This window comes from Flavobacterium acetivorans (genome assembly GCF_020911885.1).
In the GTDB taxonomy this organism is placed as follows: domain Bacteria; phylum Bacteroidota; class Bacteroidia; order Flavobacteriales; family Flavobacteriaceae; genus Flavobacterium; species Flavobacterium acetivorans.
Genome location: NZ_CP087132.1, coordinates 1,215,343 through 1,240,093, shown reverse-complemented (window position 1 = coordinate 1,240,093; position 24,751 = coordinate 1,215,343). Strand labels below are relative to the sequence as shown.

The window sequence follows — 24,751 nt, the reverse complement described above, 5'->3', positions numbered from 1 at the left end:
ATTTATTATTCTCTTTTTTGTACTTTTGATTTTTATAAAAATTTAGCCCATACATGGAAAATATTAAGTCATACGTACAAGAAAACAAGGAGCGTTTCCTAAACGAATTAATTGAATTATTAAAAATCCCATCCGTAAGCGCAGACACAGCCTACTCTCAAGATGTCATCGACACTTCTGAAGCTGTAAAACGAAGTCTGGAAAAAGCAGGTTGTGACAAAGTCGAAATTTGTGAGACGGCGGGCTACCCTATTGTTTATGGAGAAAAAATAATTGATCCAAGTTTGCCAACGGTTCTCGTTTACGGTCATTACGACGTACAACCGGCCGATCCAATCGAGCTGTGGACCTCTCCTCCGTTTGAACCCGTAATAAAAACTACCGAAATTCATCCCGAAGGAGCCATATTTGCCCGTGGCGCCTGCGACGATAAAGGCCAAATGTATATGCACGTCAAAGCGTTCGAATACATGATTCAAAGCAATACTTTGCCTTGTAATGTGAAGTTCATGATTGAAGGAGAAGAAGAAGTAGGTAGTGTTAATCTAAAAACCTTCGTAGAAAACAATGTCGAGAAACTGAAAAATGATGTGATTTTGATTTCGGATACCGGGATGATTTCTAATCAACAACCCTCTATTACAACTGGATTACGCGGCTTAAGCTATGTCGAAGTGGAAGTGACCGGACCAAACCGCGACTTACACTCCGGACTCTACGGTGGCGCAGTTGCCAACCCAATAAACGTTTTAGCAAAAATGATTGCTTCGCTTCACGACGAGAACAATCACATTACCATCCCAGGATTTTATGATAACGTAGAAGAATTATCGCTTGAAGAAAGAGCCGAGATGGCCAAAGCACCTTTCAATCTGGAAAATTATAAAAAAGCACTCGATCTAAATGATGTTTATGGCGAAAAAGGTTATGTTACTAACGAAAGAAATTCGATTCGCCCAACGCTGGACGTAAACGGAATTTGGGGCGGTTATACCGGCGAAGGCGCAAAAACGGTAATTGCAAGTCAGGCTTTTGCAAAAATCTCGATGCGTCTGGTTCCAAACCAAGATTGGGAAAACATCACCGAATTATTCACCAAACATTTCATGAGCATTGCTCCTGCTGGTGTTACCGTGAAAGTAAAGCCACATCATGGCGGTCAGGGTTATGTAACACCTATTGACAGCATTGGCTATAAAGCAGCAAACATGGCTTATACCGAAACCTTCGGTCTTCCTGCTATTCCGGTTCGTTCTGGAGGAAGTATTCCTATCGTTGCCTTATTTGAAAAAGAATTAAAAAGCAAAACAATCTTAATGGGATTTGGTTTAGACAGTGATGCTATTCACTCTCCAAACGAGCATTTTGGGATTTTCAATTACCTGAAAGGAATTGAAACTATCCCATTGTTTTACAAATATTTTGTTGAGCTATCAAAATAATTTCAGCATAAATAAAGTTTCAAATCCGTTCAGCAATGAGCGGATTTTTTTTTTTTGCGTTCCCTTCGGTCGGGCTATCCGCTCTATCTTTTGTTCCGAAAAATCGAAACAAAAGGATGCCACTACTATCCCTAACGCAATTCTGCAAAAAACATAATCAGCTACTAATCAAAATAATCCGAAATAAATTTGCTTCTTAATAATATATCTCTACATTTGTAGAACAATGTCTTTTTCTGTAGAGCAAAAACAAATGAAAAAATCAATTATAATTCTAGGCTGCGCAATTTTGAGTTTGTTTTCCTGCAAATCCAAACTAACCAACCAAAAGATAAACAAAAAAAGAGAAGGCCTTTGGATAGAACAATATTCACAAGACAGCTCACACTACAAGTCCATCGGGAAATATCACAATGACGATCCCATCAAAAAATGGCGTTATTATCTAGACGGAAAAATAATCAAAAAAGAAAAACACAAAGGCAACAGCTGCTTTACCCGTTTTTATCACAAAAACGGAAAAATACAATCTCAAGGAAAAACTACTTTGGATCTCAGCAAGAAATACGCCCATTGGTTTTACAGTGGCAATTGGAATTTTTATGACGACAAAGGCAAACTAATAATGAAACGAGATTATGACAAAGGCAGGCTTGTTTCTGAAACAATATTGAAATAAAACTTAAAAAAATCAAAATGCAACAACTCACCAACTCCGAAGAACAATTAATGGAACACCTTTGGAAACTAGAGAAAGCTTTTATGAAAGATTTACTCGAAGCTTATCCCGAGCCAAAACCCAAAACAACTACAGTCGCCACCTTATTAAAGAGAATGATCGACAAGCAATTTATTGCTTATACTGAATTTGGGAACTCAAGAGAATACTATCCTTTGGTCAAAAAAACGGCCTATTTCTCGAAACACGTCAACGGATTAATAAAGAACTTCTTTAACGATTCCGCTTCACAATTTGCCTCTTTCTTTACAACCGAAACCAATTTGTCTGAAAAAGAATTAGAAGAGCTCAAGAAAATAGTAGATAGTGCCATTCAAAAAAAGAAAAAATGATAGACTTCTTAATCAAATCGACACTTTCCTTAGTTGTGCTGTTGGCCGTGTACCATCTGGCATTGGAAAAAGAAAAAATGCACCATTTCAATAGGCTTTACCTGTTGTTTAGCATTCTGTTTTCATTTAGCATTCCTTTCATAACCATCGAAGTAATCCAAGAAGTTTCCTCTCCTGAAGCATCTCAAAACATCATCACAATGGAAGGAAGCAGCACGGCTGTGCTTGAAGATTCTACTAATTATTGGCTTATAGCCGTATGGAGCCTGTATACTTTACTGACTTTAGTGTTGTTACTTCGGTTCATTTTAAATATTATAAAATTGACTGCAAGAACAAAATCAAATCCAACTATTGATTACAAAAATTCGAAACTGGTTTTAGTCCAAGAAGAAACGCTTCCCTACACTTTCCTGAACAGTATTTTTATCAATGAAACCGACTATCATCATCGAAAAATTGAAGCCGAATTATATACCCATGAGCTGATTCATGTCAGCCAAAGACACACCTTAGACATACTATTTATCGAAACCCTGAAAGTAATTTTTTGGTTCAATCCCATTTTTATCTTTTACAAAAAAGCCATTCAACTCAATCATGAATTTCTCGCCGACGAGAAAGTCGTGAAATCCCATAACAATGTTCCGTTTTACCAAAATTTACTTCTATCAAAGGCAAACGCGAACCCAACCTATTACTTGGCCAGTAATTTGAATTATTCAGTAACCAAAAAACGATTAATTATGATGACAAAAACCACGTCTCCATCAAGAACTGTGTTGAAAAAACTAGTGTTAATACCGCTATTCACAGGACTTACTTTCTTAGTATGCACAAAAATAGTTGCCCAAGAGACCAAGACAACTAAAAAACAAGAACCCTCTAAAACTTCAAATATATTTGATGACTACTACAACAATACAACTTTTAAAATTAAAGATGAAAAAGGCAAAGTTACAACCCAAAAAAAATACAAAGAATTAACACCTATCGAAAAGAAAGCTATTCCTTCATTTATACCCAAAAAAGAACCTTTACCTACACCTGAAGAACTTTTGGCAATATTAAAAAAAGGAGCTTCAGAATCAATCGAAATAGATATTTACGATCCTAAAAACCAAAAAGTTAAAAAATCGGAAGGAGAAACACACAACGTTAGCGAGCTCACAGAAAACCCATCTTACCCTGAAGGAATGGAAAAATTTTACTCTTTTGTTGCTCAAAACTATAAAATCCCAACACAAGCTAATTTAAAAGGAAAAATATATGTAACATTCATTGTTGAGGTAGACGGTAGTCTAAGTGACATTAAATTACTTCGAGACATTGGCTATGGAACGGGAGAAGAAGCCGTAAGAGTTTTAAAATTAAGCCCTAAATGGAATCCTGGAAAAGTCAATGGAGAAGCCGTTCGAACAATGTACAGCCTACCCATCACTATTCAATCTAAAATATAAACAGCAAAAAAAATCCGCTTCCTGGCATGGAAGCGGAATAATAAAAACTAAAAAAATCTAAAAAAAATCTAACTAAAAATCTTATCGGGTTTATACCCCAAATATGGCATGGATTGCTCTTTAAAGACAACTCCATACTCCTCTAACTCTTCCAAAATAGGCAGATACACTTCTTTATTGATAGGAAGCTGTACTCCTGGAGTTTTTATTTTTCCGTTTAATATTTGCAAAGTAGCCATAGCAACCGGCAAACCAACGGTTTTAGCCATTGCCGTATAGGTTTGATCGTCTCCTATACAAACCATTTTTGAATCGATTTGCTGTTTTACTCCATCTAATTCGTAACCAAATTTATGATACATCACGATCATATCTTTGTCATTGGCTTGCAGTGCCCAACTTTCGCTTAATATTTTTTCTAATATTTGAGCCGGTGTAGCATTTTTGAGGCCAACGATTTTAGCATCGTTGAACAAATCCAATTCCAGTAGCTTATCCCACATAATATCATCCTGATCGATTTTTAGAATCAAACGCGTTTTAATTTCAACTGAATCCGTTGGATGATAAGGCAAAAAGGAATTCACAAATTGGCGGTAACTCATATTTTCAGAATCCTCCATCACATAGCTATCATCAGTCATTCCCAGTTGAACAAACATATTCCAAGCCTTTGAAAAACCAATACGCCTTATTGTACCCCTATATAAAGTTAGAACGTCATCTAAACCATAGACGCTTTTATATTTTAGCGAATCTCTATTGGAATAAGCCTCAAATCGTCCATAACCTTCCACTTCCAAGAATTCAGTCCTTCTAAATAAATTACAATAGGGAATGTATTTATAAGTCCCTTCTTGGATAAACTTTGCGCAACCGCCTTGTCCGGCAAGTACCACATTACGCGGAGCCCAAGTAAATTTATAATTCCAAAGGTTGTTGTCAGATTCAGGAGCAACTAGGCCACCACAAAAGGATTCGAATAAAAGCATTTTTCCTCCTTTATCCCTAATGCTGTCAATAACTTTCATCGCACTCATGTGGTCAATCCCCGGATCCAGACCAATCTCATTCATAAAAATAAGATTGTTTTCTTTGGCAGCCGCGTCCAGCTTCTGCATTTGATCGCTAATATAAGAGGCGGTAACCATATTTTTTTTATAGGCAATACAATCTCTGGCAACTTCGATATGCAAATGAGCCGGCAACATCGAGATAACGATATCGGCTTTTTGAATCGCTTCTTTTCTTTGATTGGCATCAAAAATATCCAAAGCTATTGCTGTTGCATTAGGATGATTATTCGTTTTCCTTTGAGCCAAGTCCAATGACAGGTCCCCAATAACGAGATGCAAATCCTCTTCTATTGATTTATTTAAAAGATACTGTATCAACGAAGATGCGGATCTACCTGCACCAATTACTAAAATGACTCTCATAATTTACATAAATATAACACAAACATACATAATTGTTGTATTTATAACAACATCGCTGTGTTAAAAAAGCAAGAAATACCAAAAGTATCTATCCAATTCCTTTTGGATTTCTCAGATAAGGAATACTTTTACAATTAAAAAAAAAATAAAAATGGACAGAAAAATAATATCCACAGGAGCTTTAATTGGGATGGTAGCTATCATATTAGGCGCGTTTGGAGCGCATGCTCTCAAAAAAGTTTTAGACGCAGAACAACTAATCACTTTTGAAACAGGTGTACGCTATCAAATGTATCATGGTCTATTTTTAATCCTTATTGGCACACTAACAAGCTTGCCAGAAAAAACAAAGAAAAAAATCTATTTCTTGACAGTTACGGGTGTTCTATTATTCTCTGGATCAATTTATTTATTGGCAACAAACAGCCTCTCCTCATTTGATTTTAAAACAATTGGTTTTGTAACACCTATAGGCGGACTCCTATTAATACTTGCTTGGGGAGCCTTATTATTGAATTATTTTAACAAAAAATCATAAAAATAAGATAATCAAAACATATCTGAAATATAATTTCTACTTTTGTTGCCGTTAAATTAAACAACACAATAATTAATTTTATGGATAATAACACACCGTTTACGCAATCGATTTCGCTTGAGCACTTAGGAATTGAAAACGCAAAGATTCATTATCAATTATCAGCCAACGAATTACACGACATTACTATAGCCTCAGGCCAAGGAATTGAAACCTCAACAGGAGCTTTAGCTATTAATACGGGAGAATTCACAGGACGTTCCCCGCAAGACCGATTCATTGTAAAGGACAGCATCACTGAAAACCAAGTTTGGTGGGGAAATGTAAATATCCCTTTCGAATCGAAGGCTTTTGATGCCTTATACAACAAGGTTACTGCCTATTTATCTAATAAAGAAATCTTTGTAAGAGATTCTTATGTATGTGCAGATCCAAATTACAGATTGAATGTGCGCGTGGTTACTGAAACGGCTTGGGCAAATTTATTTTGCTACAATATGTTTTTAAGACCTACATCAGAAGAAATAGCTAATTTTAAATCGGATTGGACAATAATGTGTGTTCCTAGTTTTCTAGCAGATCCTGCAGTTGATGGAACACGTCAAAGCAATTTTGCCATCTTGGATTTTACCCGAAAAATTGCATTGATTGGCGGAACAGGTTATACCGGAGAAATGAAAAAAGGAATTTTCTCAGCATTAAATTTCATACTTCCAGTTGACAAAAACACCTTACCCATGCATTGCAGTGCCAATGTAGGAAATGAAGAAGATACTGCTATTTTCTTCGGATTATCAGGAACAGGAAAAACAACCCTTTCTGCTGATCCAAACCGAAAATTGATTGGTGATGACGAACATGGTTGGACTAATGAAAATACCGTTTTCAATTTTGAAGGAGGATGCTACGCAAAAGTGATCAACCTTTCGGAAGAAAACGAACCGGATATTTTCAGAGCCATTAAAAAAGGGGCTATTTTAGAAAACGTAGTTTTCAAAAAAGGAACAAATGAAGTGGATTATAGCGATATTTCCATAACTCAAAATACCCGTGTAAGTTACCCTATAGAACATATTAACAATATTCAACCGGGCTCAATTGGAAAAAACCCTAAAAATATTTTCTTCTTAACGGCCGATGCTTACGGGATTTTGCCTCCAATCTCAAGACTTACACCAGGTCAAGCCGCTTATCACTTTATTTCAGGTTATACTGCAAAAGTTGCAGGAACAGAAGCTGGTGTTACTGAACCTCAACCTAATTTTTCAGCTTGTTTTGGTGCTCCATTTATGCCCTTACATCCTACAAGATATGCCGAAATGTTGAGTAAGAAAACTAAAGACGCTAATGTAAAAGTTTGGTTAATCAACACTGGATGGACAGGTGGACCTTATGGAACAGGAAGCCGAATGAAACTAAAATATACTCGCGCCATGATTACTGCCGCTTTAAACGGAGAATTAGACGCAGTAGAATATAAAGACCACGCTGTTTTTGGAATCGCAATTCCACTATCTTGCCCTGATGTTCCTAGCGAAATATTAAACCCTAGAAATACTTGGGAAGACAAGGATTTATACGACCAAAAAGCGATCGAATTAGGTCAAAAATTTAAAAGCAATTTCGCTAAATTCGAAGAGTTTGCCAATGCCGAAATTATGGCAGGCGCTCCTAAAGCATAAGTTAATTATAATTCAATAATTAAAAGAGCTGTCCCAAAAGGACAGCTCTTTTTGCATTCAACAATACTACAATCAAAAACAAATCAGTGTTTTACAACAATATTCATTTTTTGGCGTTAAATTTGCATCATCAATCAATCAAAAAATCAATCATGTTAAAACATTTTTTTATCCTCTGTTCAGGGGCTGACAAAGAGCTGCTCGAAGGCTGCTCCGAAGGTGAACAAACCAAATACATTGGTATTGGTGCTACCGTTTTTTTCACAGCAGTGATGGCATTTATAGCCAGTGCTTACGCCCTTTTTACTGTTTTTGACAGTGTTTATCCCGCCCTACTTTTTGGACTCGTTTGGGGTCTGCTTATTTTCAATTTGGATCGTTTTATTGTTTCTACCATTCGAAAAAGAGATAAATTTGGAAGTGAATTTCTTCAGGCAACACCCCGAATTATTCTGGCGGTTATTATTGCAATCGTAATTTCGAAACCACTTGAAATTAAGATTTTTGAAAAAGAAATCAATACCGTTTTATTGAAAGAAAAAAATGCAATGGCTTTGAATAACAAAAAAGAAGTCGCTAATTATTTCAAATCGGATTTAGACAAAAACAAAGCCGAAATCGACAGCCTAAAATCAGACATCATTAAGAAAGAAAAGGAAGTAAATACCTTGTATGAAACCTACATCACCGAAGCCGAAGGAACAAAAGGCACCATGAAATTAGGCAAAGGACCTGTTTTTAAAGAAAAAATAGCCAAACACAATCTGGCTTCGGCCCAATTGGACAGCATTCGAAAAAACAACTTAGCAAAAATTGCCGAGAAAGAAGGCAAAACAAAATTACTTCAAGCTGATTTGGACAAAAAAGTAAGCGAAACACAGCCGATAATTGATGGTTTTGATGGTTTAATGGCTCGAATAAATGCTTTGAATAAGTTGCCTTGGCTGCCTTCATTCTTTATCATGCTATTATTTTTGGCCATAGAAACCTCGCCGATTATCGCCAAATTACTTTCTCCAAAAGGGGAATACGACTTTAAACTAGAAGACTTGGAAACCGCTTTGAAAGCAACGTTAAACCAAGACAAGTACCAAAGAGAACTTTTGGTAAAAACCAGTGCGGCCATGCACGATAAAGTATATGCCGATATCGCCGAGGATAAAAAATTATATGATTTACAACGGCAAAAGGCGACCGAGCTTTTGGAATTACAAGCTCACAATTTTGTTGAAAAACAAAAGAAAACTTTATAAAAAAGAGGCTGTCCCAATAAAGACAGCCTCTTTTTTTTTCTCAAATCAGCTCATCTACTGAAAATGTTGAACGACTTTCAAAAATTTCAGAGCAGTATGTAAGGAGCACTTGGTGACAATCATTTAAAAACCAGCAAAAACGGCATCCAGATTATCCACAAATTCATCCGCATTTTCTTTACTGAAAATAATCGGTGGTTTTATTTTTAAAACATTATACAAAGGCCCGTCAGTACTGATAAAGAAGCCACGGTCTTTCATTTTCTCGACAATAAGATCAATTTCTGGAACGGCGGGCTCGAGTGTGATTCTATCTCTTACCAGTTCCACGCCGACGAACAATCCGTTGCCACGGACGTCGCCAATGATGTCGTATTTCGGTTTTAATTCGGCTAATCTCTGCAGCAAATAATTTCCAACTTCAAGCGCATTTTTTTGTAGTTCTTCTTCTTCAATTACATTCAAAACCGCCAATCCAGTTGCCATTGATACCGGATTTCCTCCAAAAGTATTGAAATATTCCATGCCGTTATTGAAAGCATCGGCAATTTCTTGGGTGGTGACCACCGCTGCCAACGGATGTCCGTTTCCTATCGGTTTTCCCAATACCACGATATCTGGAACTACTTCTTGTAACTCAAATCCCCAGAATTTCGTTCCCACGCGACCAAATCCCACCTGAACCTCATCGGCAATGCAAATCCCACCCGCCTTTCTTACCTTGGCATAAACCTCTTTCAGATAATTAGGCGGCAAGGCGATTTGGCCTCCCACTCCCAATAAAGTTTCGCAGATAAACGCGGCCGGTTTTTTGGAATCCGTTTCCAAGGATGCAATGATGCGGGAAACATCTTTCGCGTATTTTTCCCCGGCTTCGCCGTCGCCGTATTTAAATTCACCTCGGTACATATCCGGATTTTGCGCTTTGTGTATGTAAGGCATTTTTCCAAAACCGCCTTTGCCGTCAAATTTATACGGACTCATTTCAATTGCGGTAGTCGAGGTACCATGATAAGCATGATCCAATACAATCACGTCTTTTTGTTTGGTGAAATGACGACTCATTCGAATGGCGAGATCATTAGCTTCACTTCCGGAATTGGTAAAATAACAAACGGTTAATTCTTTAGGAAGTGTAGCGGTCAATTTCTTGGCGTATTCGATGATTTTGTCATTTAGATAACGCGTATTGGTATTTAATGTGGCAATCTGTTTTTGCATTGCTTTTACCACCGCAGGATGGCAATGACCCACATGACTCACGTTGTTCACACAATCAAGGAACGTATTTCCTTGGTCATCATAAAGATATTGAAGCGCTCCTTTGTCTATTTTTACTTTTTGGGCGTAGCTGATGCTTAGGTTTTTGCCAATATAGTGTTGCCTTTCTTTCAGGATTGCTTCGTGTTTGTCATTTGGATTTATCAAAGACGAGAATCCGCAAGCGAGCCTAAATTCGTTATGCGCTTTTAAAGGATTGATTCGGATAAGTTGCTGCAGTAATTTCAAGGCCGGTTTTTCGGTGAGAAAATGATGCTCGTTTGTACTGTCTTTCGAATAATTGTAGGCCGATTGGCACAAACTAATACAAAGTCTGCCGCCAATAAGGTAATACAACAAAGAAAGTTCCTGCTCAGTTAAAGGCATTTTCTCATGATAGCCTTTTGCGATTTCGGCAGCAACTTCAAGTGGTTTTTCGCTGTCCAGCATTGCATAAGTACAGGCAATAGCTAAATTATTTATCAGTGAAGTATGGACCATATCGCCAAAATCGATCAAACCGCTAACGGCATCTCCATTTACCAACACATTGTAATCGTTGGCGTCGTTGTGGATAGTTGCGGTTCGGAGCGACGAAATATTTGGTGTAACTTCGGTTTCAAATTGCAACAAAAAATAATCCACTAAACGTCTGTTTTCATGTGATTTGATGCAATGTAAATTTTTCCTTGCGTCTAAGGTGTTTTTGATGTCCCATTCGTAATAGCGGTTTGCCGCAGCATGTTTGAAATCTTTCAGAAGGGAATCCATTTCACCTAAAAACTGTCCCAAATTTCGGGCTAAGACAGGCGATTTTTCTTTTTGGTTTACCCAAAAATCTCCTTCCAAAAAAGAAAGCAATCTGTAATAGTATTTGGTTCCCTCAATGGTCATCTGTCCGATGTCTTCCTTGCTTACGATAGCGATATAATGTTGGAATTTTTCTGCCAATTTACTTTTAGAAAGCAACTTAAGCATTTGTACCTGCGCATCCAAAAAGTACGGATTGTGTTCTTCGGTGGCAATTTTAAAAATATATTTTTTATCAAAAGAGTCTGTCAGTAAAAAATTAAGTTCGTCATATCCGTTCAATATTTTGCAACTCACATCCAGTTTATATTGTTCTTGAATGAGATTAGTTATAAAAGATTCTGTAAATTTCATATTGGTGGTTAATTATTTTAAATGTTAGAGTAAAGATATTGGATTTTTATTACAGCGTTTATTGTCAATAAAAATAAGCGCCTAATTAAATCCAGTCTTTTAAAAAAAAAATTAAAAAACTTTTAATAGTATTAAATTCTTACCGATCAAAGCATTTTACCACTGCAATACCGAAAATTGAACTCCTAAAAAAAAGCTGCCTTAAACAGACAGCCTCTTTTAAAATTCGCATTCGATTGCTTACATGTAGCCCAAAATTTCTTTTTTGTAAGCATCATATTCTCCCTGTAAAATCAATCCGTTATCGAGTAGTTTTTTATAATTCTGTAATTTTTCAAAAAGCTCGTCCTGAGACAATTCACCAAGTAATTGTTCTTTTGAAGTTTCTTGTTGGGTGTAATTCTTTAGGTTTTCGGCACTGAAATCCGGCGGGCTTACTGTCATTATCTCGGCAAAGCTTGTCACTTCTTCTGTTTCCATTTCTTCAACTGCCTCAAATTCATCGGTTGTACCCACTGCAATTTCCTCAAGAATCGTTGCATTCGAAACAGCTCCGCTTTTTAAAATATCCAATTGCTCTTTGGCATAGGTAAATATCTTTCTGGCTTGAATTTTAGGAATATAATCAATAGAAACTTCCATATTCGTTTTGGTCGAAAACGAAAACTCAGATCCTAATATATTTTCTTTAACAAAAGTGCCTTCTATTTCATCCCAGGTATAATCAATAAAATTCATCGAAAGTCCCAGATTTTTTGGCTGACAAATGATAATCCTTTTGTTTGTCATCACAATGCTATCCGGTAAAACGGTAATTGCCGGTTTTTTTTGAACTGCTATATAACCTATTTCTTCATTTTTCATCAATAAATCATCCAGCTTTGAAGTGATTTTCTCAATGGCTTTTGGGTCTTGTTCCTCGTTTAGGAATTTCTTGATTTGTTCTTTCATTTTTATGCTGAATTTATTTCGGTATCTATTTATTTTTTAGCTTAAAAAGGCATAGCAAAAGTAATACCTAAATTCTATAATTCTGCAATTTCATTCTGAATTTTCTTCGTTAAACTTTTGAAAACCAAATCATAGGAATGGTCAATCAATTCCTTAACCAGTGCATCCGGAACAGCTGTATTCAAGCTTATCGTATTCCAATGCAGTTTACTCATATGAAAACCCGGTTGAATTTCATCATACAGAGCCCGCAATTCCTGGGCTCGGTCTGGATCACATTTTAAATTGACAGATGCTTCGCCTTTTTCCCATCTCTCCAAAGAAGATAGGGCAAACATTTTTCCGCCCACTTTAAACACCAAAGTATCTTCATCAAAAGGGAAATGTTCCGTCACTGCTTTTTTAAAAAGGCAATATTCATAATAGGTTTCTAGATTCATTTTAAAAAACTATTTTAAATTATAAATGTTGAATTATAAATTTAATTAATTATCCTCTAAAGTAGCATATAATAGCGGTTTACTTGGACTCGCATCATTTTCGAAAGAGGCTATTTGTAAATTCAGCAGATAGCTCCCATCTGGCACTTCATCAGCAACAAAAATCATTTCGGTAATCGTACAATCCATTCGAGCATCGGCATTCAAATGATGGACATCTTTTACATTCCAAAATGCTTTGTGCGCCACTAATTTCCCTTCATCCTGTTCCTTATCCACACTTGGCAAATCAATCAACAAATGTTTTATTCCGCTTTCGCGAATGAAAACCGCAGCCGCTTCCTCCAGATAAGGCGGATTCGTATTCGAATATTTCTTAGTGCGTTTTTCGGCAGAATTTGGCAATGTTCTGATAATAATTGCTTGGCGGCTTTTTCCATTCAAGGCTTTCTCAATCTCATCTTTTGTAATCACCAAATCTTCTCCTTGAACTTCAGGCTGTACCGAAACCAATTCTGCCATAAAGAAAAACTCTCTTAAACATTGATTAATGCTGTAAAATTCTCGAGTAATATGTCCCAGACATTCGGTATGTGTACCATGACCGTGCGGATTGAAAAGGATGTTATTGAAATTAGTCGAGCTCCCTTCGGATACTTTCCCAATCCAATCCCCAAAAACTACCGGTTTTATCTCCGGTTGCTCAATATACCAAGCAATCGGATTAGCATCCGTATTTGATAAAGGAATCGAAATATCGATTGGTTTTGAAAGATCTATTTGAAAGTTATTTATTGTTGCTATCATTTATGCTGAATTTATTTCAGCATCTCATTGTGAGATACATTTACAAACTCAAATATAAATCTTTTAACTCAGGATTTACTAATTTTATTAAATTCAGTTTCCAATCCTTGTGCCAATTTTTCAATTGTTTTTCTCTTTTAAAAGCGTCCGAATAATCTTCAAATCCTTCAAAATAAACCAATATTGTAGCATTATACTTTTTAGTAAAAGCTGCACCTCTTCCATTAATATGAGTATCAATTCTTCTTTTTAAGTCTTTAGTTGCTCCCACATATAAAACAGTATGATTTTTATTTGTTAAAATATAAACAAACCCTTTTTTCATAATCTCTGTTGTAAAATTAAACAGATCCTGAAATAAATTCAGGATAAATAAAATAAGTCCGATGCAATTCCATCTGTCAGAAACTTTCCTTTTGAAGTTGGTTTCAAAATGTTATTTTCAATAAAAAGCAACTCATCCGCTAAGAACTTCTGTGCCTGCTTTAGTAAATAATCGAAATAAATTTGCCCAAATTCCGATTGAATTCGATCCAATGAAACGCCCCAAATCGTTCGCAAACCTGTCATAATATATTCGTTATAGCGGTCGGCTACACTTAAAACTTCGGTTTCTTTAGGCAATTGGTTTTCTTGAATCGATTTCAAATACAACGGATTATTGGCAATATTCCAACTTCTGGAAATCCCATCATAACTGTGCGCCGAAGGACCTATTCCAATATATTTTTTTCCTAACCAATAAGCCGAATTGTTTTTTGAAAAATAATTTTCTTTTCCAAAATTCGATAATTCATAATGAATAAAACCATTGGCTTCAAGCGTTTCAACGAGAATCATAAAATGTGCTGAAGCCACTTCGTCTTTGGGCTCGGCTATTTTTCCGGTTTGAATTAATTTATTCAAAGCTGTCTTAGGTTCTACCGTCAACGCATAACTGGAAATATGCGGGATTCCAAAACTCAAAGCGGTTTCAATATTTTGTTTCCATTTTTCGTTGCTCATTTGCTGCGCCTGTTCGCCATTTTGGCTCGAGTCAGGAACGCCATAGATTAAGTCCAATGAAATATTATCGAAATATTTTGTCGCTATTTCAAGGCATTTTTTGGCTTCTTTCGCATCATGTGCCCGATTCATCATCTTCAAATCATCTTCAAAAAACGATTGGATTCCGATGCTCAATCGGTTGATTGGACTTTTAGACAATTCAATTATTCGTTCTTCAGACAAATCATCCGGATTGGCTTCCAAAGTAATTTCAGGATTATCAATCACTTTGTAATTATTGTAAATCTCAGCAATCAAAAAATTAATTTGCTCCGAAGACAATACCGAGGGAGTTCCTCCACCAAAGTAAATCGTTTCGACCACTTCATTTTCAGATTCATTTTTGCGCATTTGAATTTCCTTGGCCAAAGCCAAAACCATTTCATCTTTCTTCTTCATTGAGGTCGAAAAATGAAAGTCGCAATAGTTACAAGCCTGCTTGCAAAATGGGATATGAATGTAGATTCCGGACATTTTTTTAGTGTTCTGTAATCAGTAATTAGTGATCAGAACTGCTAGCTGAACACCGAATACTGAATCCTATTTTTTAATTCGTTCTTGATTTTGTTGTACAAAAGCATCCCAGCCGGTATAGCTTTTTGTTCCGATTACTTTTCCTGAGTTGAAAAAGTGACAAACCGCAGCCGCCAATCCATCAGTTGAATCGAGGTTTTTAGGTAATTCTTTCAATCCCAAAAGCTGTTGTAGCATTTTGGCCACTTGTTCTTTACTGGCATTTCCGTTACCGGTGATTGCCATTTTAATTTTCTTGGGTTCATATTCCGTGATAGGAATATCTCTCGAAAGTCCCGCCGCCATGGCGACTCCTTGCGCACGTCCTAACTTCAACATCGATTGTACGTTTTTTCCAAAGAAAGGCGCTTCAATGGCAATTTCGTCCGGATTATGGGTATCAATTAACTCAATCGTACGTTCAAAAATAATTTTCAACTTTTGATAATGGTTGTCGTATTTAGACAATTGCAGTTCGTTGAGCTGCAAGAATTCCATTTTCTTGTTGACAATTTTTATCAACCCAAAACCCATTATTGTTGTCCCTGGGTCAATTCCTAATATGATGCGTTCGTTTGCCAAAAGATTTGTTTAAAGTTTAAAGTTCAAAGTTTAAAGTTTTGTTTCTTTGCACCCATGATTTCAATATCCCACAAAGCTAAACAATTCCTCGTTCTTATAATCAAACTTTTGATTGTGGGCGGTGCATTCTATTTCATTTACGATCAACTGGCCCACAACGACAAACTCGACTGGGAGAAGTTTATTGTTTTATTCCAAAAAAACCAGTCCGTTTCAGGAATCTGTTTTATTTTATTATTGAGTGTTTTGAATCGTTACTTCGAAATCTTGAAATGGCAAAATTTAGCCCAACACATTCACAAAATATCCTTGGCCGAATCAACAAAACAGGTTTTGGCAGCTTTAACCGCAGGATTATTCACTCCAAACGGCGTGGGGGAATATGCAGGAAAAGCGTTGTTTTTCAGTAAATCTGATGCTAAAAAAGTGGTTTTCTTGAACTTAATTTGCAACGGCATCCAAATGGTTTTGACTATCCTTTTTGGAATTTTTGGCTTATTGTATTTCAATTCCCTTTTCAATGTCATCACTCCAAGAACGGTTTTGATTCTTTTTGGAATTTTAGTTGCTCTTTTCATCCTGCTTTTTTCGATAAAAAAACTAACAATCAAAGGTTATTCCATTGAAAAACTAATTCATAAAATTAACGAAATCCCAAAAACCATTCACCAACGCAACATTCTTCTTGGAATTTGTCGCTATCTGGTTTTCTCTCATCAATATTACTTTTTGTTTTTAGCTTTTGATGTCAATTTACCTTATTTAATACTGATCGCTACCATTTCTAGTGTGTATTTCCTAGCTTCTTCATTACCTACATTTCAGTTTCTGGACTTTGCCGTCAAAGGAAGTGTGGCGGTTTATTTCTTTGGGATTTTGGGCGTAAATGAATGGATTGTTATTTTCATTTCGACCCTGATGTGGTTTCTCAATGTAGTTTTACCAGTTATTATTGGCAGTTATTATGTATTGAATTTTAAAACGAAAGAAAACGCCTAATGCTTTTTCTATTTGTCATATTACACCTTTATTTCGCCACTATATTACTTTTGATTTATGGTTTTACAAAAGTAAAAACTTACTATTCTATTGACTTAAAGCCAAAAACAGCATTTGCTATTATAGTTCCTTTTCGAAACGAAGCAGATAATTTACCCTTGCTTTTGGAAAGTTTTTCAAAACTGAACTACCCAATGGATTTGTTTGAAGTGATTTTGGTTGACGATGAATCGGAGGAAGAGTTCAGTACGCAACATTCAGTATTCAGTATACAAATTATTAAAAACAACCGGGTTTCAAATTCACCCAAGAAAGATGCGATAACAACAGCCATTCCCTTTGTCAAAACCGATTGGATTATCACCACTGATGCCGATTGTATTGTTCCTGAAAACTGGCTTTTAACCTTAGACAATTACATCCAGCACAACAAGGTTTCTATGATTGCCGGAGCCGTGACTTATAATTGTGATACTACTTTTTTGCAGCAATTTCAACAATTAGACTTAGCCAGTTTACAAGGTGCTACGATGGGTAGTTTTGGCATTGATAAAGGATTTATGTGCAATGGCGCTAATTTGGCTTACACCAAATCTTTATTCAAAAAACTCAATGGTTTTGACGGAAACAACAAAATTGCCAGCGGCGACGATGTTTTCCTGTTGCAAAAGGCTATGGCAAAATATCCTGAAAAAGTGCATTATTTGAAATCCAAAAACACAATTGTCACGACAAGTCCATTGCCGGATTGGAAATCTTTGTTTGATCAAAGAGTCCGTTGGGCTTCTAAAACAGCCGCTTACCAAAGTAATTTCGGGCAGTTTGTAGCCATCCTTGTTTTTGTTGCAAATCTGGGTTGGATTTTCAGTTTGGGCTTGGGGATTTTTAGATTAATTCCGATTGAGAATATGGTCCTTTTCCTAATTATCAAGTTTATAGTTGACACTCTATTAATCCAAAAAACAAATGCTTTTTTAGGAAATAAAAGTCATTATCTTGTTCTGGGCAATTTGATTTATCCTTTTTTTAGCGTTGGGGTTGCTCTCTATTCGCTATTTGGAAAGTACGAATGGAAAGGCCGGCGGTTTAAATAAATGTTGTGGTAACAAAGAATGCCTTAGCCCAGATGGAAGCGGCATCCTTTTTCTTTTTTCTTTAAAAAGAAAAAGATAGAGCGAACAGCTGGAAAAAGCTCCAAAAAAACTACTCTACTTTAATAATTACGGGAAGAATAAATTGGGTTTTAACTGGAATTCCGCGTTTGATGGCGGGATTAACTTTTGGAAAATCGACCAGTCTGGCATTCAAGATGCTGTCTATTTTTATGGTATCATAAGCCACCGAATCTTTGGGAAACTGAGGTTCAAATTTCATCTTTGCATTTGGAAAAATCGTCACCTTGACTTCTATGGTATCGAGTTCAGGATAAAGAATCGAAAGGGTGTCAATACTGAGCTTTTCTTGGATTAACTGGGCTAAATACTCAAAAAAACATTGCTGACGCTGACTCTTATTGCCTAGTTTATCACAATCTTTAAATGATGGATATTCGTCTACTTCTTTCCAATTGATGGCTTTCAGTTCCTTTTGCAACAATTCCTTTTCCGAAGGCACTTGCTTTTCGAAATATTGGCAGGAAGTAAAAAGTAAGAATACTAAAAAAAAGTAATAGTGCTTCAATGTTTTGTTTTTGAATTGGACTAATATGTTATAAAAATACAATTATTATTTGGGTAACGCTTTATAAAGCAAATAATGGTTATTTTTATTTTTCAAAATTACTAAAAAATAATTTATGGATACATTGTTCTTAATTCTTGGTATAGCATGTATGCTTATAGGTCTATTAGGCAGTTTTATCCCTGTTTTGCCTGGCCCGAGCATTAGCTGGGTTGGCTTGCTACTCTTATACCTTACCAATGCCGTCCCAACTAATTATTGGATTTTAGGTATCAGCTTATTGTTAACCATCATCATCACCGTTTTAGACTACCTGATTCCAGCCAAAGGGACAAAGTATTTTGGAGGCAGTTCCTATGGTATTTGGGGAACAAATATCGGCTTGCTTATTGGTCTTTTTTCTCCTATTCCTTTCGGTTTCATAATTGGAGCTTTTGTTGGAGCTTTGATCGGTGAGCTCGTCTACGATTCTAAAAATCACAATCGGGCATTGAAAGCAGCGACAGGCTCGTTAATAGGATTCCTTGCCTCTACTTTTATGCAGTTTTTAGTAGCTGTACTTTTTATGGGATTATTTATCGCTATTGTATGGCAGTACAGAGCCAGTTTGTTTTAAAGATTTTAGGATTATAATCATTCTTAAACCTACAGATAATAAAAAAAGCCTTTCAGTTACGAAAGGCTTTCCCCAATATTAGCGGTCTGGACGGGACTCGAACCCGCGACCCCATGCGTGACAGGCATGTATTCTAACCAACTGAACTACCAAACCTCTGCTTTATTGCGGTGGCAAAGATACAATAGATTTTCGTTTAAACACGAAAAAACTAAAAAAATTTACCTTAAAATTTTACTGCGTAAATCTAGCTTGTTTAAAATCAAAAAAGCCGTTCGCCGAGGCGAAAAGCTTTTCATTGGTCTAACTACTAAACCGGGTTAGCTTACAAAGGCTAACCAAACAACACAACTAGCTTTAGATACTTTATAGGGGCAAAAAAAGCCTTTCGATTACGAAAGGCTTCCCCAATATTAGCGGTCTGGACGGGACTCGAACCCGCGACCCCATGCGTGACAGGCATGTATTCTAACCAACTGAACTACCAAACCTCTGCTTTATTGCGGTGGCAAAGATACAATAGATTTTCGTTCACACAAGCCTTTTCACAGAAAATATTTCATTAAATCTTTTCCATTTATCCAAAGTTTTGTTTTTCAGCCAAATATGTTAAAATTATTTTTTCAAAATTTTCTCCAACACTCACCGGAACATACTTAATTCTATTTTGAGCACAGCTTAACGCAAGTCTTTTAAAGTATAATTGGGTTTGTTTTTCATATTCCAACTTCACATTATCGGCAAAAACAGAAATTTCCTCTCCCGTTTCCACATCAATAAACTTTCGAGGAGCATTATCAAAATCAAAATTAAGCTCCGTTTTATGATCCACAACATGAAAAAGAACTACTTTATGCTTATTCCTCTTCAAATGTTGCAAGGCATTAAACAAATCCGCTTCGTTCTCGGATTGAAACATATCAGTAAACAGAATAATCATCGAGCGGCGATGCATCTTTTCGGCAATTTGATGCAAAAAGGCAATCGTATCGGTTTTTTTTCGGGCTGCTGGCTTTTCCAAAAGATTTTCGAGCGCATTCAGAACCATTCTATGATGACGATCACTGCCCTTTTCAGGCGCGTAGTACTCATAGCTATCCGAAAAGACACTCAAGCCTATGGCGTCTCGTTGCTTCTTTAAAAGATTCATTACAACCGCCGAAGCCAAAACCGAAAAACCGATCTTGTTTTCAAAAAAATTTTGCGCACCTTTTAATTTAGGATAATGCATTGATGACGAATTATCTATAATGATATGACAACGCAAATTCGTTTCTTCCTCGAAGCGCTTGGTATATAGACGGTCCGTTTTGGCAAACAGCTTCCAATCGATATACCGAGTGCTTTCGCCCATATTATACACTTTATGCTCCGCAAATTCAGCCGAAAAACCATGAAAAGGACTCTTATGCATTCCCGATATAAAGCCTTCCACTACTTGATTGGCCAGCAATTCAAGATGTTGAAAACTGGAAATTCTTTCTATTTGCGATTCAATTTTCATTCTGCTTCTTTTTTTATTTCCTGAGCGCGCGATAAATCATCCGTAGCCTGCAATAATTTTCTCTTTAAAATTGGACTAAATTTAGGATTTTCTTTTAAAAAATCATTAACAATCTCAAAAGCATCTGAAGACGAATACTTGCCAACACTATTAACAAGCCATCCTTTTGGAAAGAAAATATCTCCCGTGAGCTGAACCTCTTCAATCAAATCCAGGCATTCTCTTAAATACTTCTTAGACCTTTGCTGACGCAACGGATGATGAATATTAGCCAAAGCCAGCTGTACCCATGACTCTTTTTCCCTATTCTTTTCCTGTTTTAACGATTCCATAAAAGCATCTCTCACCAACTCATCCTCTGACAAGGAAGGACGCAAAAAATCAAATCGCTTTTGTTTATCTGAATTACTGATTAAATCTCTGGTTTTTTTAAGTATTTCAGCTGATTTTTTATGCTTATAAATAGCCAAATTCATCGCCATATTTGCATAGTCATCTTCATTCAATTTCAAATTGGCAATCACAACCTCCTTATTCCAAACCTGATATAATTTTTCCATTGCTGTTTCAGAATAAGCAATATCCGCAAACAAAGCAAACAGGTTCTTCTTAACATTAGCAGGTAAATCTTCCTGCAACCTTTTATACAACATTGTTTCCTGCTGTTTCTGAATGCCAAGCTGTTGTTTTTCGGTTAGAAATTTCCAAAACAAAGCATTCAATTGACCAGACAAAAGCTTTACAACTAACTCATTCTCCTCCTGAACAATTCCTTTTAAACAACTCTCAAAAGCCTTTATAGGTGCAATTTTACCTATCAGCGTATTCTCATAGAGATTCATATAGCTGTAAGCACGCGCGACTTCGTCCTTTATTTCGAGGATTTTATCTAAATTATCGATATCTATTGGAAATACTCCATATCCGTATCCATTGTAATTATAAATAATCGAAATTGGCTTTGGTAAACCTGTCGCTTCTTTCACTTCCGTAAATCGACCATTCATATCTATTTTAATCAACTTAGTTTCATCAGGATAAACTAAACCAATTTCGAAAATTTGGGGCCATACACTCAAAGAAGAATCCTCGGCCTGTTGTCGTATTACAAAACTTTTTATTGCACCTGCTCCATCATATGCAATTTGATCCGTAAACAACGCTCTGCCGGATTGATTCACCCATACATCACTCCATTTTTTTATATCTACAGGAGTTTCCTTATCGAAAATAGCAACTAGGTTTTCCCAATCCGCATTCGCATTTGCATATTTATGGATGTATTTCTGAATCCCTCTTTGAAACGCCTCTACTCCCATAGTTGCTTCTAACTGCCGCATCATAATAGGTGCTTTGTTGTAAATGATACTTCCATAAAGAGAACCCGCATCTTTAAGATTAGCTAAATTTTGACGAATAGGATGCGTTCCTTTGGTGCGGTCTTCTCCATAAGCACTGGGATAATGAGCCGTGAGAAACTGCAAATCATGATTGATACCAGGAAAAGCCGGATTCATTATTTTGTCGGCCATAAAATTAGCAAACACTTCTTTCATCCAAACATCGTTAAACCATTTCATGGTCACTAAATCACCAAACCACATGTGCGCGGTTTCGTGGGCAATCAATTTTCCTCGATTCAGCTTTTCGCTATTGGTTGCAGCATTATCCAAAAACAAGGTTGACTCCCTATACTGAATAGCCCCTACATGTTCCATTCCTCCATATTGAAATACCGGAATTGTAGCAAAGTCCATTTTCTTAAACGGAAAAGGATATTGGGTATATTTTTCTAAAAAAGAAATGGACTGACGGTGCAAACTAAAAATAGGCTCCATGCTCTCTTCCAGTTTTTCGGGATTATTCTCCCGATACAAAAGCGTCATAGGAAAGTTATCAATATTCTGAGAAACACTTTTAAATTTACCCGCTACAAAAGAGAACAAATAGGTACTCATCAAATCGGATTTTTCAAACTGGTATTCATTAAATTCTCCTTTTTCCGTTTTTTGACTAAGTGGAGCTCCTGCCAAAACCGACCAATCCTTAGGCGCCGTTATAGAAAGTGTATAAGTGGCTTTAATATCCGGTTGATCAAAACAAGGGAACAAAGTACTGGCTCTATCCGGAACCAACAAAGTATATAAAAAATCGTCGTTCCTGTTCAATGATAAATCCCCCGCGACAAAATCAATTTCAACAATATTTTGTCCTTTAATTAAGTATTCTTTGGGTATAATCAGATGCTCTTTCTCGTGCAAAATAGCAATCTCTCTACCATTGACAATTAGGTTTTTTAGATTTTGCTTCTTTTCATTAAAATCCAAATATAAAGGCTCGCTTACATCATTAAGTTTAACTTTCAAAATAAGCTCCGATAAAATAGGACTTTCTTTTTTTTCCGGAATAGCAAATGACAATCCATAAGATACTTCCGAAACTTGATTTTTTCGAAAAACAGCTAGCTCTTTAGCAATTCCATTTTCCAACAGCAAAGCAGATCTCTTAACCGATTGGCAAGAAAAAATCACTAAAGCAAAACACAACAAACAGGAACTGATTTTCATATATGTGAAATTTGTTTTTTTTTAGCTGTCCTATATGGTATCGCCTTTTATCTATTGACGTTTGTTTGCAACAAACTTGTTGTCAGTGGCGATTTCATTATAACAAAGATTAATGTGGGCTAAAAATAAGAAAAGGCTTGACTTTCGCCAAACCTTTCTATATAAATCATAATCTACAGATTACAACAAAGCGTCTAAACTATCTGCATAGGTTTGTTTTGGAGCTACTCCTACTTGTTTCCCTACAACTTCTCCGTTATGAAAAACCAATACCGTAGGTATGTTTCTCACTCCGTATTTTGCAGCAAATTCTTGGTTTGCATCAACATCTACTTTCCCAATTACTACTTTTCCGTCGTATTCAGTACTCAATTCGTCAATGATTGGACCAACCATTCTACAAGGTCCACACCATGCTGCCCAAAAATCTACCATTACCGGTTTGTCTGATTTCAAAACTACTTCTTCAAAAGTAGCATCTGTTATTGCTAATGCCATATTATTTGTTTTTGTTTAAAGTTTAAAAAAGCCTTGATCGAATTCAAAACTTGGATACAAATTTAGAAATTAAAAACAAATCAAACACTATTCACAAATTAGTTTTGACTATAAATACATTGTCAATAGCTATCAAAATGTCTTTTAAACAAAAAAGGTTGCCAAAACTGACAACCTTTTTACAAACTATATTTTTTTTTAAAAAAACTGTAGTATTACAGACTGTATTTCAAACCTACTGTCAAACCTAGACCACTAATCCCAACATAAGAACTCAATTCGTCCATTGGTTTACTACTATCCAATCCATTTGGATTTGTAGCAGCGTTATTTGAATTTACATCCAAACGATCTACATAGTTTGTATGAATCTGTGCTTGAGTTCTACCTGCTAATGCATTTGTACCGTTTACAGTAAACTCAGTAGTTTCCTTGCTTTTTCCATGCACGGTAAAGTTACGGTACTCTAATTCTGCAAAAGCAGAGATTTTCTTCCCTAATCTATATGAAGTTCCTAAAGCTGACATAAATCCTACTGTTGGATTAGGTTTTACCTTATCAACACTATGAACAGTCATCGTCGCCGGACTAGCCACACCTGTTGGAGCCACAGCATCTGTAGTGATTTCTAAATCACCGTGAACAGGTACTAAAACACCTACTTTTGTATAAGGTTCAAAACCTTTGTGTTCTCCTAAAAACAACACTAAGGCTGGAGCTAAATCAAAAGCTGTAATTTGACCGACAGACTTGAAATTATACACAGGCTTTCCACCGGAAATAAAAATATTATCAGTGGTTGTTTGGGCCATTGTTTTATCATTACTAGAATAATAATTAACCCCCATCTCAACACCTAAACGGGTATTGAATCTATATCCTGCTGTAATTCCAGTTCTAAAACCTTCACCAAAAGACCCTGTAACACTTTCTTCAGAAGTTAATTTTCCTCCTACATAAACTTTGTTCAATGCTGCATTCCCTCCCACAGTTGGAAATTCAGTAGCCGCTGTTTGAGTAAAATAAGATCCACCCAATTTAAAATACCAGCTTTCTTTTTTGTCAGTTTGCCCCATCATAGTCAAAGAGCAAGCCATAAATCCTAATAAAAATAGGTTTTTTTTCATAATATTTTTTTTTGTTTTACAACAAACATAAATAATTTAGACAACAGCTCTTAGCCATTTTTAAAATAAATACGAGCTTAAAATCAAAATTATATGCACGCATATAAACAT

23 protein-coding genes and 2 tRNA genes are annotated in these 24,751 nt (G+C 36.1%); 10 read left to right on the top strand and 15 right to left on the bottom strand.

Going from position 1 to position 24,751, the window contains the following annotated elements:
• The first annotated feature begins 53 nt into the window (after positions 1-53).
• The 4 genes from LNP19_RS05540 (at position 54) to LNP19_RS05525 (ending at position 3,973) form a co-directional block, all read left to right on the top strand.
• A complete protein-coding gene (locus tag LNP19_RS05540) occupies positions 54-1,442 on the top strand; it encodes a dipeptidase (RefSeq protein ID WP_230063799.1) in 1,389 nt (462 codons plus the stop codon).
• A 253-nt stretch (positions 1,443-1,695) separates the two neighbouring features.
• The gene (locus tag LNP19_RS05535; protein WP_230063798.1) at positions 1,696-2,121 is read left to right on the top strand and encodes a toxin-antitoxin system YwqK family antitoxin; all 426 of its coding nucleotides are present in this window, start codon (positions 1,696-1,698) and stop codon (positions 2,119-2,121) included.
• A gap of 17 nt (positions 2,122-2,138) precedes the next feature.
• Positions 2,139-2,513, top strand: coding sequence for a BlaI/MecI/CopY family transcriptional regulator (locus LNP19_RS05530; protein WP_072945810.1), 375 nt, complete (start codon positions 2,139-2,141; stop codon positions 2,511-2,513).
• Positions 2,510-3,973: a M56 family metallopeptidase gene (locus LNP19_RS05525; protein WP_230063797.1), complete on the top strand. Its 1,464-nt coding sequence runs from the start codon at positions 2,510-2,512 to the stop codon at positions 3,971-3,973. The genes LNP19_RS05530 and LNP19_RS05525 overlap by 4 nt, the downstream gene beginning before the upstream one ends.
• Before the next feature lie 68 nt (positions 3,974-4,041).
• On the opposite strand, the gene LNP19_RS05520 is transcribed toward LNP19_RS05525, so the two are convergent.
• On the bottom strand, positions 4,042-5,412 hold the full coding sequence (locus LNP19_RS05520; RefSeq protein ID WP_230063796.1) for a saccharopine dehydrogenase family protein: 1,371 nt from the start codon (positions 5,410-5,412) through the stop codon (positions 4,042-4,044).
• A gap of 151 nt (positions 5,413-5,563) precedes the next feature.
• Here LNP19_RS05520 and LNP19_RS05515 point away from each other — a divergent pair, with 151 nt between their 5' ends.
• The 3 genes from LNP19_RS05515 (at position 5,564) to LNP19_RS05505 (ending at position 8,885) form a co-directional block, all read left to right on the top strand.
• Positions 5,564-5,950 carry a DUF423 domain-containing protein gene (locus LNP19_RS05515; RefSeq protein ID WP_230063795.1) on the top strand — a complete coding sequence of 129 codons (387 nt, stop codon included), beginning with the start codon at positions 5,564-5,566 and terminating at the stop codon, positions 5,948-5,950.
• A gap of 80 nt (positions 5,951-6,030) precedes the next feature.
• A complete protein-coding gene (gene pckA, locus LNP19_RS05510; RefSeq protein ID WP_230063794.1) occupies positions 6,031-7,632 on the top strand; it encodes a phosphoenolpyruvate carboxykinase (ATP) in 1,602 nt (533 codons plus the stop codon).
• Between the two features lie 152 nt (positions 7,633-7,784).
• Positions 7,785-8,885 (top strand): DUF4407 domain-containing protein, encoded by a 1,101-nt coding sequence (locus LNP19_RS05505; RefSeq protein WP_230063793.1) that lies wholly within the window; start codon positions 7,785-7,787, stop codon positions 8,883-8,885.
• A gap of 123 nt (positions 8,886-9,008) precedes the next feature.
• Here LNP19_RS05505 and LNP19_RS05500 read toward each other — a convergent pair whose 3' ends face one another.
• From LNP19_RS05500 to ruvC, 7 genes are all read right to left on the bottom strand, one after another.
• Complete coding sequence (locus LNP19_RS05500) at positions 9,009-11,309, bottom strand: aminotransferase class III-fold pyridoxal phosphate-dependent enzyme (protein WP_230063792.1); 2,301 nt, start codon at positions 11,307-11,309, stop codon at positions 9,009-9,011.
• Between the two features lie 240 nt (positions 11,310-11,549).
• The gene (locus LNP19_RS05495) at positions 11,550-12,260 is read right to left on the bottom strand and encodes a PH domain-containing protein (RefSeq protein WP_230063791.1); all 711 of its coding nucleotides are present in this window, start codon (positions 12,258-12,260) and stop codon (positions 11,550-11,552) included.
• A 74-nt stretch (positions 12,261-12,334) separates the two neighbouring features.
• Entirely contained in the window at positions 12,335-12,700 is a 366-nt protein-coding gene (locus tag LNP19_RS05490) for an MmcQ/YjbR family DNA-binding protein (RefSeq protein ID WP_230063790.1), read from the bottom strand.
• Between the two features lie 45 nt (positions 12,701-12,745).
• Complete coding sequence (locus LNP19_RS05485; RefSeq protein WP_230063789.1) at positions 12,746-13,507, bottom strand: cyclase family protein; 762 nt, start codon at positions 13,505-13,507, stop codon at positions 12,746-12,748.
• 40 nt (positions 13,508-13,547) lie between these two features.
• Positions 13,548-13,832, bottom strand: coding sequence for a GIY-YIG nuclease family protein (locus LNP19_RS05480; protein WP_230063788.1), 285 nt, complete (start codon positions 13,830-13,832; stop codon positions 13,548-13,550).
• Between the two features lie 38 nt (positions 13,833-13,870).
• Positions 13,871-15,028, bottom strand: a complete 1,158-nt coding sequence (gene hemW, locus LNP19_RS05475; protein ID WP_230063787.1) for a radical SAM family heme chaperone HemW — start codon at positions 15,026-15,028, stop codon at positions 13,871-13,873.
• 66 nt (positions 15,029-15,094) lie between these two features.
• Positions 15,095-15,649, bottom strand: a complete 555-nt coding sequence (gene ruvC / locus LNP19_RS05470) for a crossover junction endodeoxyribonuclease RuvC (protein WP_230063786.1) — start codon at positions 15,647-15,649, stop codon at positions 15,095-15,097.
• Between the two features lie 54 nt (positions 15,650-15,703).
• Between ruvC and LNP19_RS05465 the strand changes: the two genes are divergently transcribed.
• Both LNP19_RS05465 and LNP19_RS05460 read left to right on the top strand, forming a co-directional pair.
• The gene (locus tag LNP19_RS05465) at positions 15,704-16,648 is read left to right on the top strand and encodes a flippase-like domain-containing protein (protein ID WP_230063785.1); all 945 of its coding nucleotides are present in this window, start codon (positions 15,704-15,706) and stop codon (positions 16,646-16,648) included.
• Entirely contained in the window at positions 16,648-17,742 is a 1,095-nt protein-coding gene (locus tag LNP19_RS05460) for a glycosyltransferase family 2 protein (protein ID WP_230063784.1), read from the top strand. The genes LNP19_RS05465 and LNP19_RS05460 overlap by 1 nt, the downstream gene beginning before the upstream one ends.
• Before the next feature lie 109 nt (positions 17,743-17,851).
• Here LNP19_RS05460 and LNP19_RS05455 read toward each other — a convergent pair whose 3' ends face one another.
• On the bottom strand, positions 17,852-18,328 hold the full coding sequence (locus tag LNP19_RS05455) for a hypothetical protein (protein ID WP_230063783.1): 477 nt from the start codon (positions 18,326-18,328) through the stop codon (positions 17,852-17,854).
• Between the two features lie 115 nt (positions 18,329-18,443).
• On the opposite strand from LNP19_RS05455, the gene LNP19_RS05450 reads away from it, so the two are divergent.
• The gene (locus tag LNP19_RS05450) at positions 18,444-18,944 is read left to right on the top strand and encodes a DUF456 domain-containing protein (protein WP_230063782.1); all 501 of its coding nucleotides are present in this window, start codon (positions 18,444-18,446) and stop codon (positions 18,942-18,944) included.
• Between the two features lie 82 nt (positions 18,945-19,026).
• Here the strand turns inward: LNP19_RS05450 and LNP19_RS05445 are convergent.
• The 6 genes from LNP19_RS05445 to LNP19_RS05420 form a co-directional block, all read right to left on the bottom strand.
• A tRNA-Asp gene (locus LNP19_RS05445) sits at positions 19,027-19,100 on the bottom strand.
• Positions 19,101-19,361: 261 nt separating this feature from the next.
• A tRNA-Asp gene (locus tag LNP19_RS05440) sits at positions 19,362-19,435 on the bottom strand.
• A gap of 86 nt (positions 19,436-19,521) precedes the next feature.
• A complete protein-coding gene (locus tag LNP19_RS05435; protein WP_230063781.1) occupies positions 19,522-20,448 on the bottom strand; it encodes a DUF58 domain-containing protein in 927 nt (308 codons plus the stop codon).
• Positions 20,445-23,015: a M1 family metallopeptidase gene (locus tag LNP19_RS05430; RefSeq protein ID WP_230063780.1), complete on the bottom strand. Its 2,571-nt coding sequence runs from the start codon at positions 23,013-23,015 to the stop codon at positions 20,445-20,447. The genes LNP19_RS05435 and LNP19_RS05430 overlap by 4 nt, the downstream gene beginning before the upstream one ends.
• Positions 23,016-23,195: 180 nt before the next feature.
• Positions 23,196-23,513: a thioredoxin gene (gene trxA / locus LNP19_RS05425; RefSeq protein WP_073244015.1), complete on the bottom strand. Its 318-nt coding sequence runs from the start codon at positions 23,511-23,513 to the stop codon at positions 23,196-23,198.
• A 215-nt stretch (positions 23,514-23,728) separates the two neighbouring features.
• On the bottom strand, positions 23,729-24,640 hold the full coding sequence (locus LNP19_RS05420; protein WP_230063779.1) for an outer membrane beta-barrel protein: 912 nt from the start codon (positions 24,638-24,640) through the stop codon (positions 23,729-23,731).
• Between the last annotated feature and the right edge of the window lie 111 nt (positions 24,641-24,751).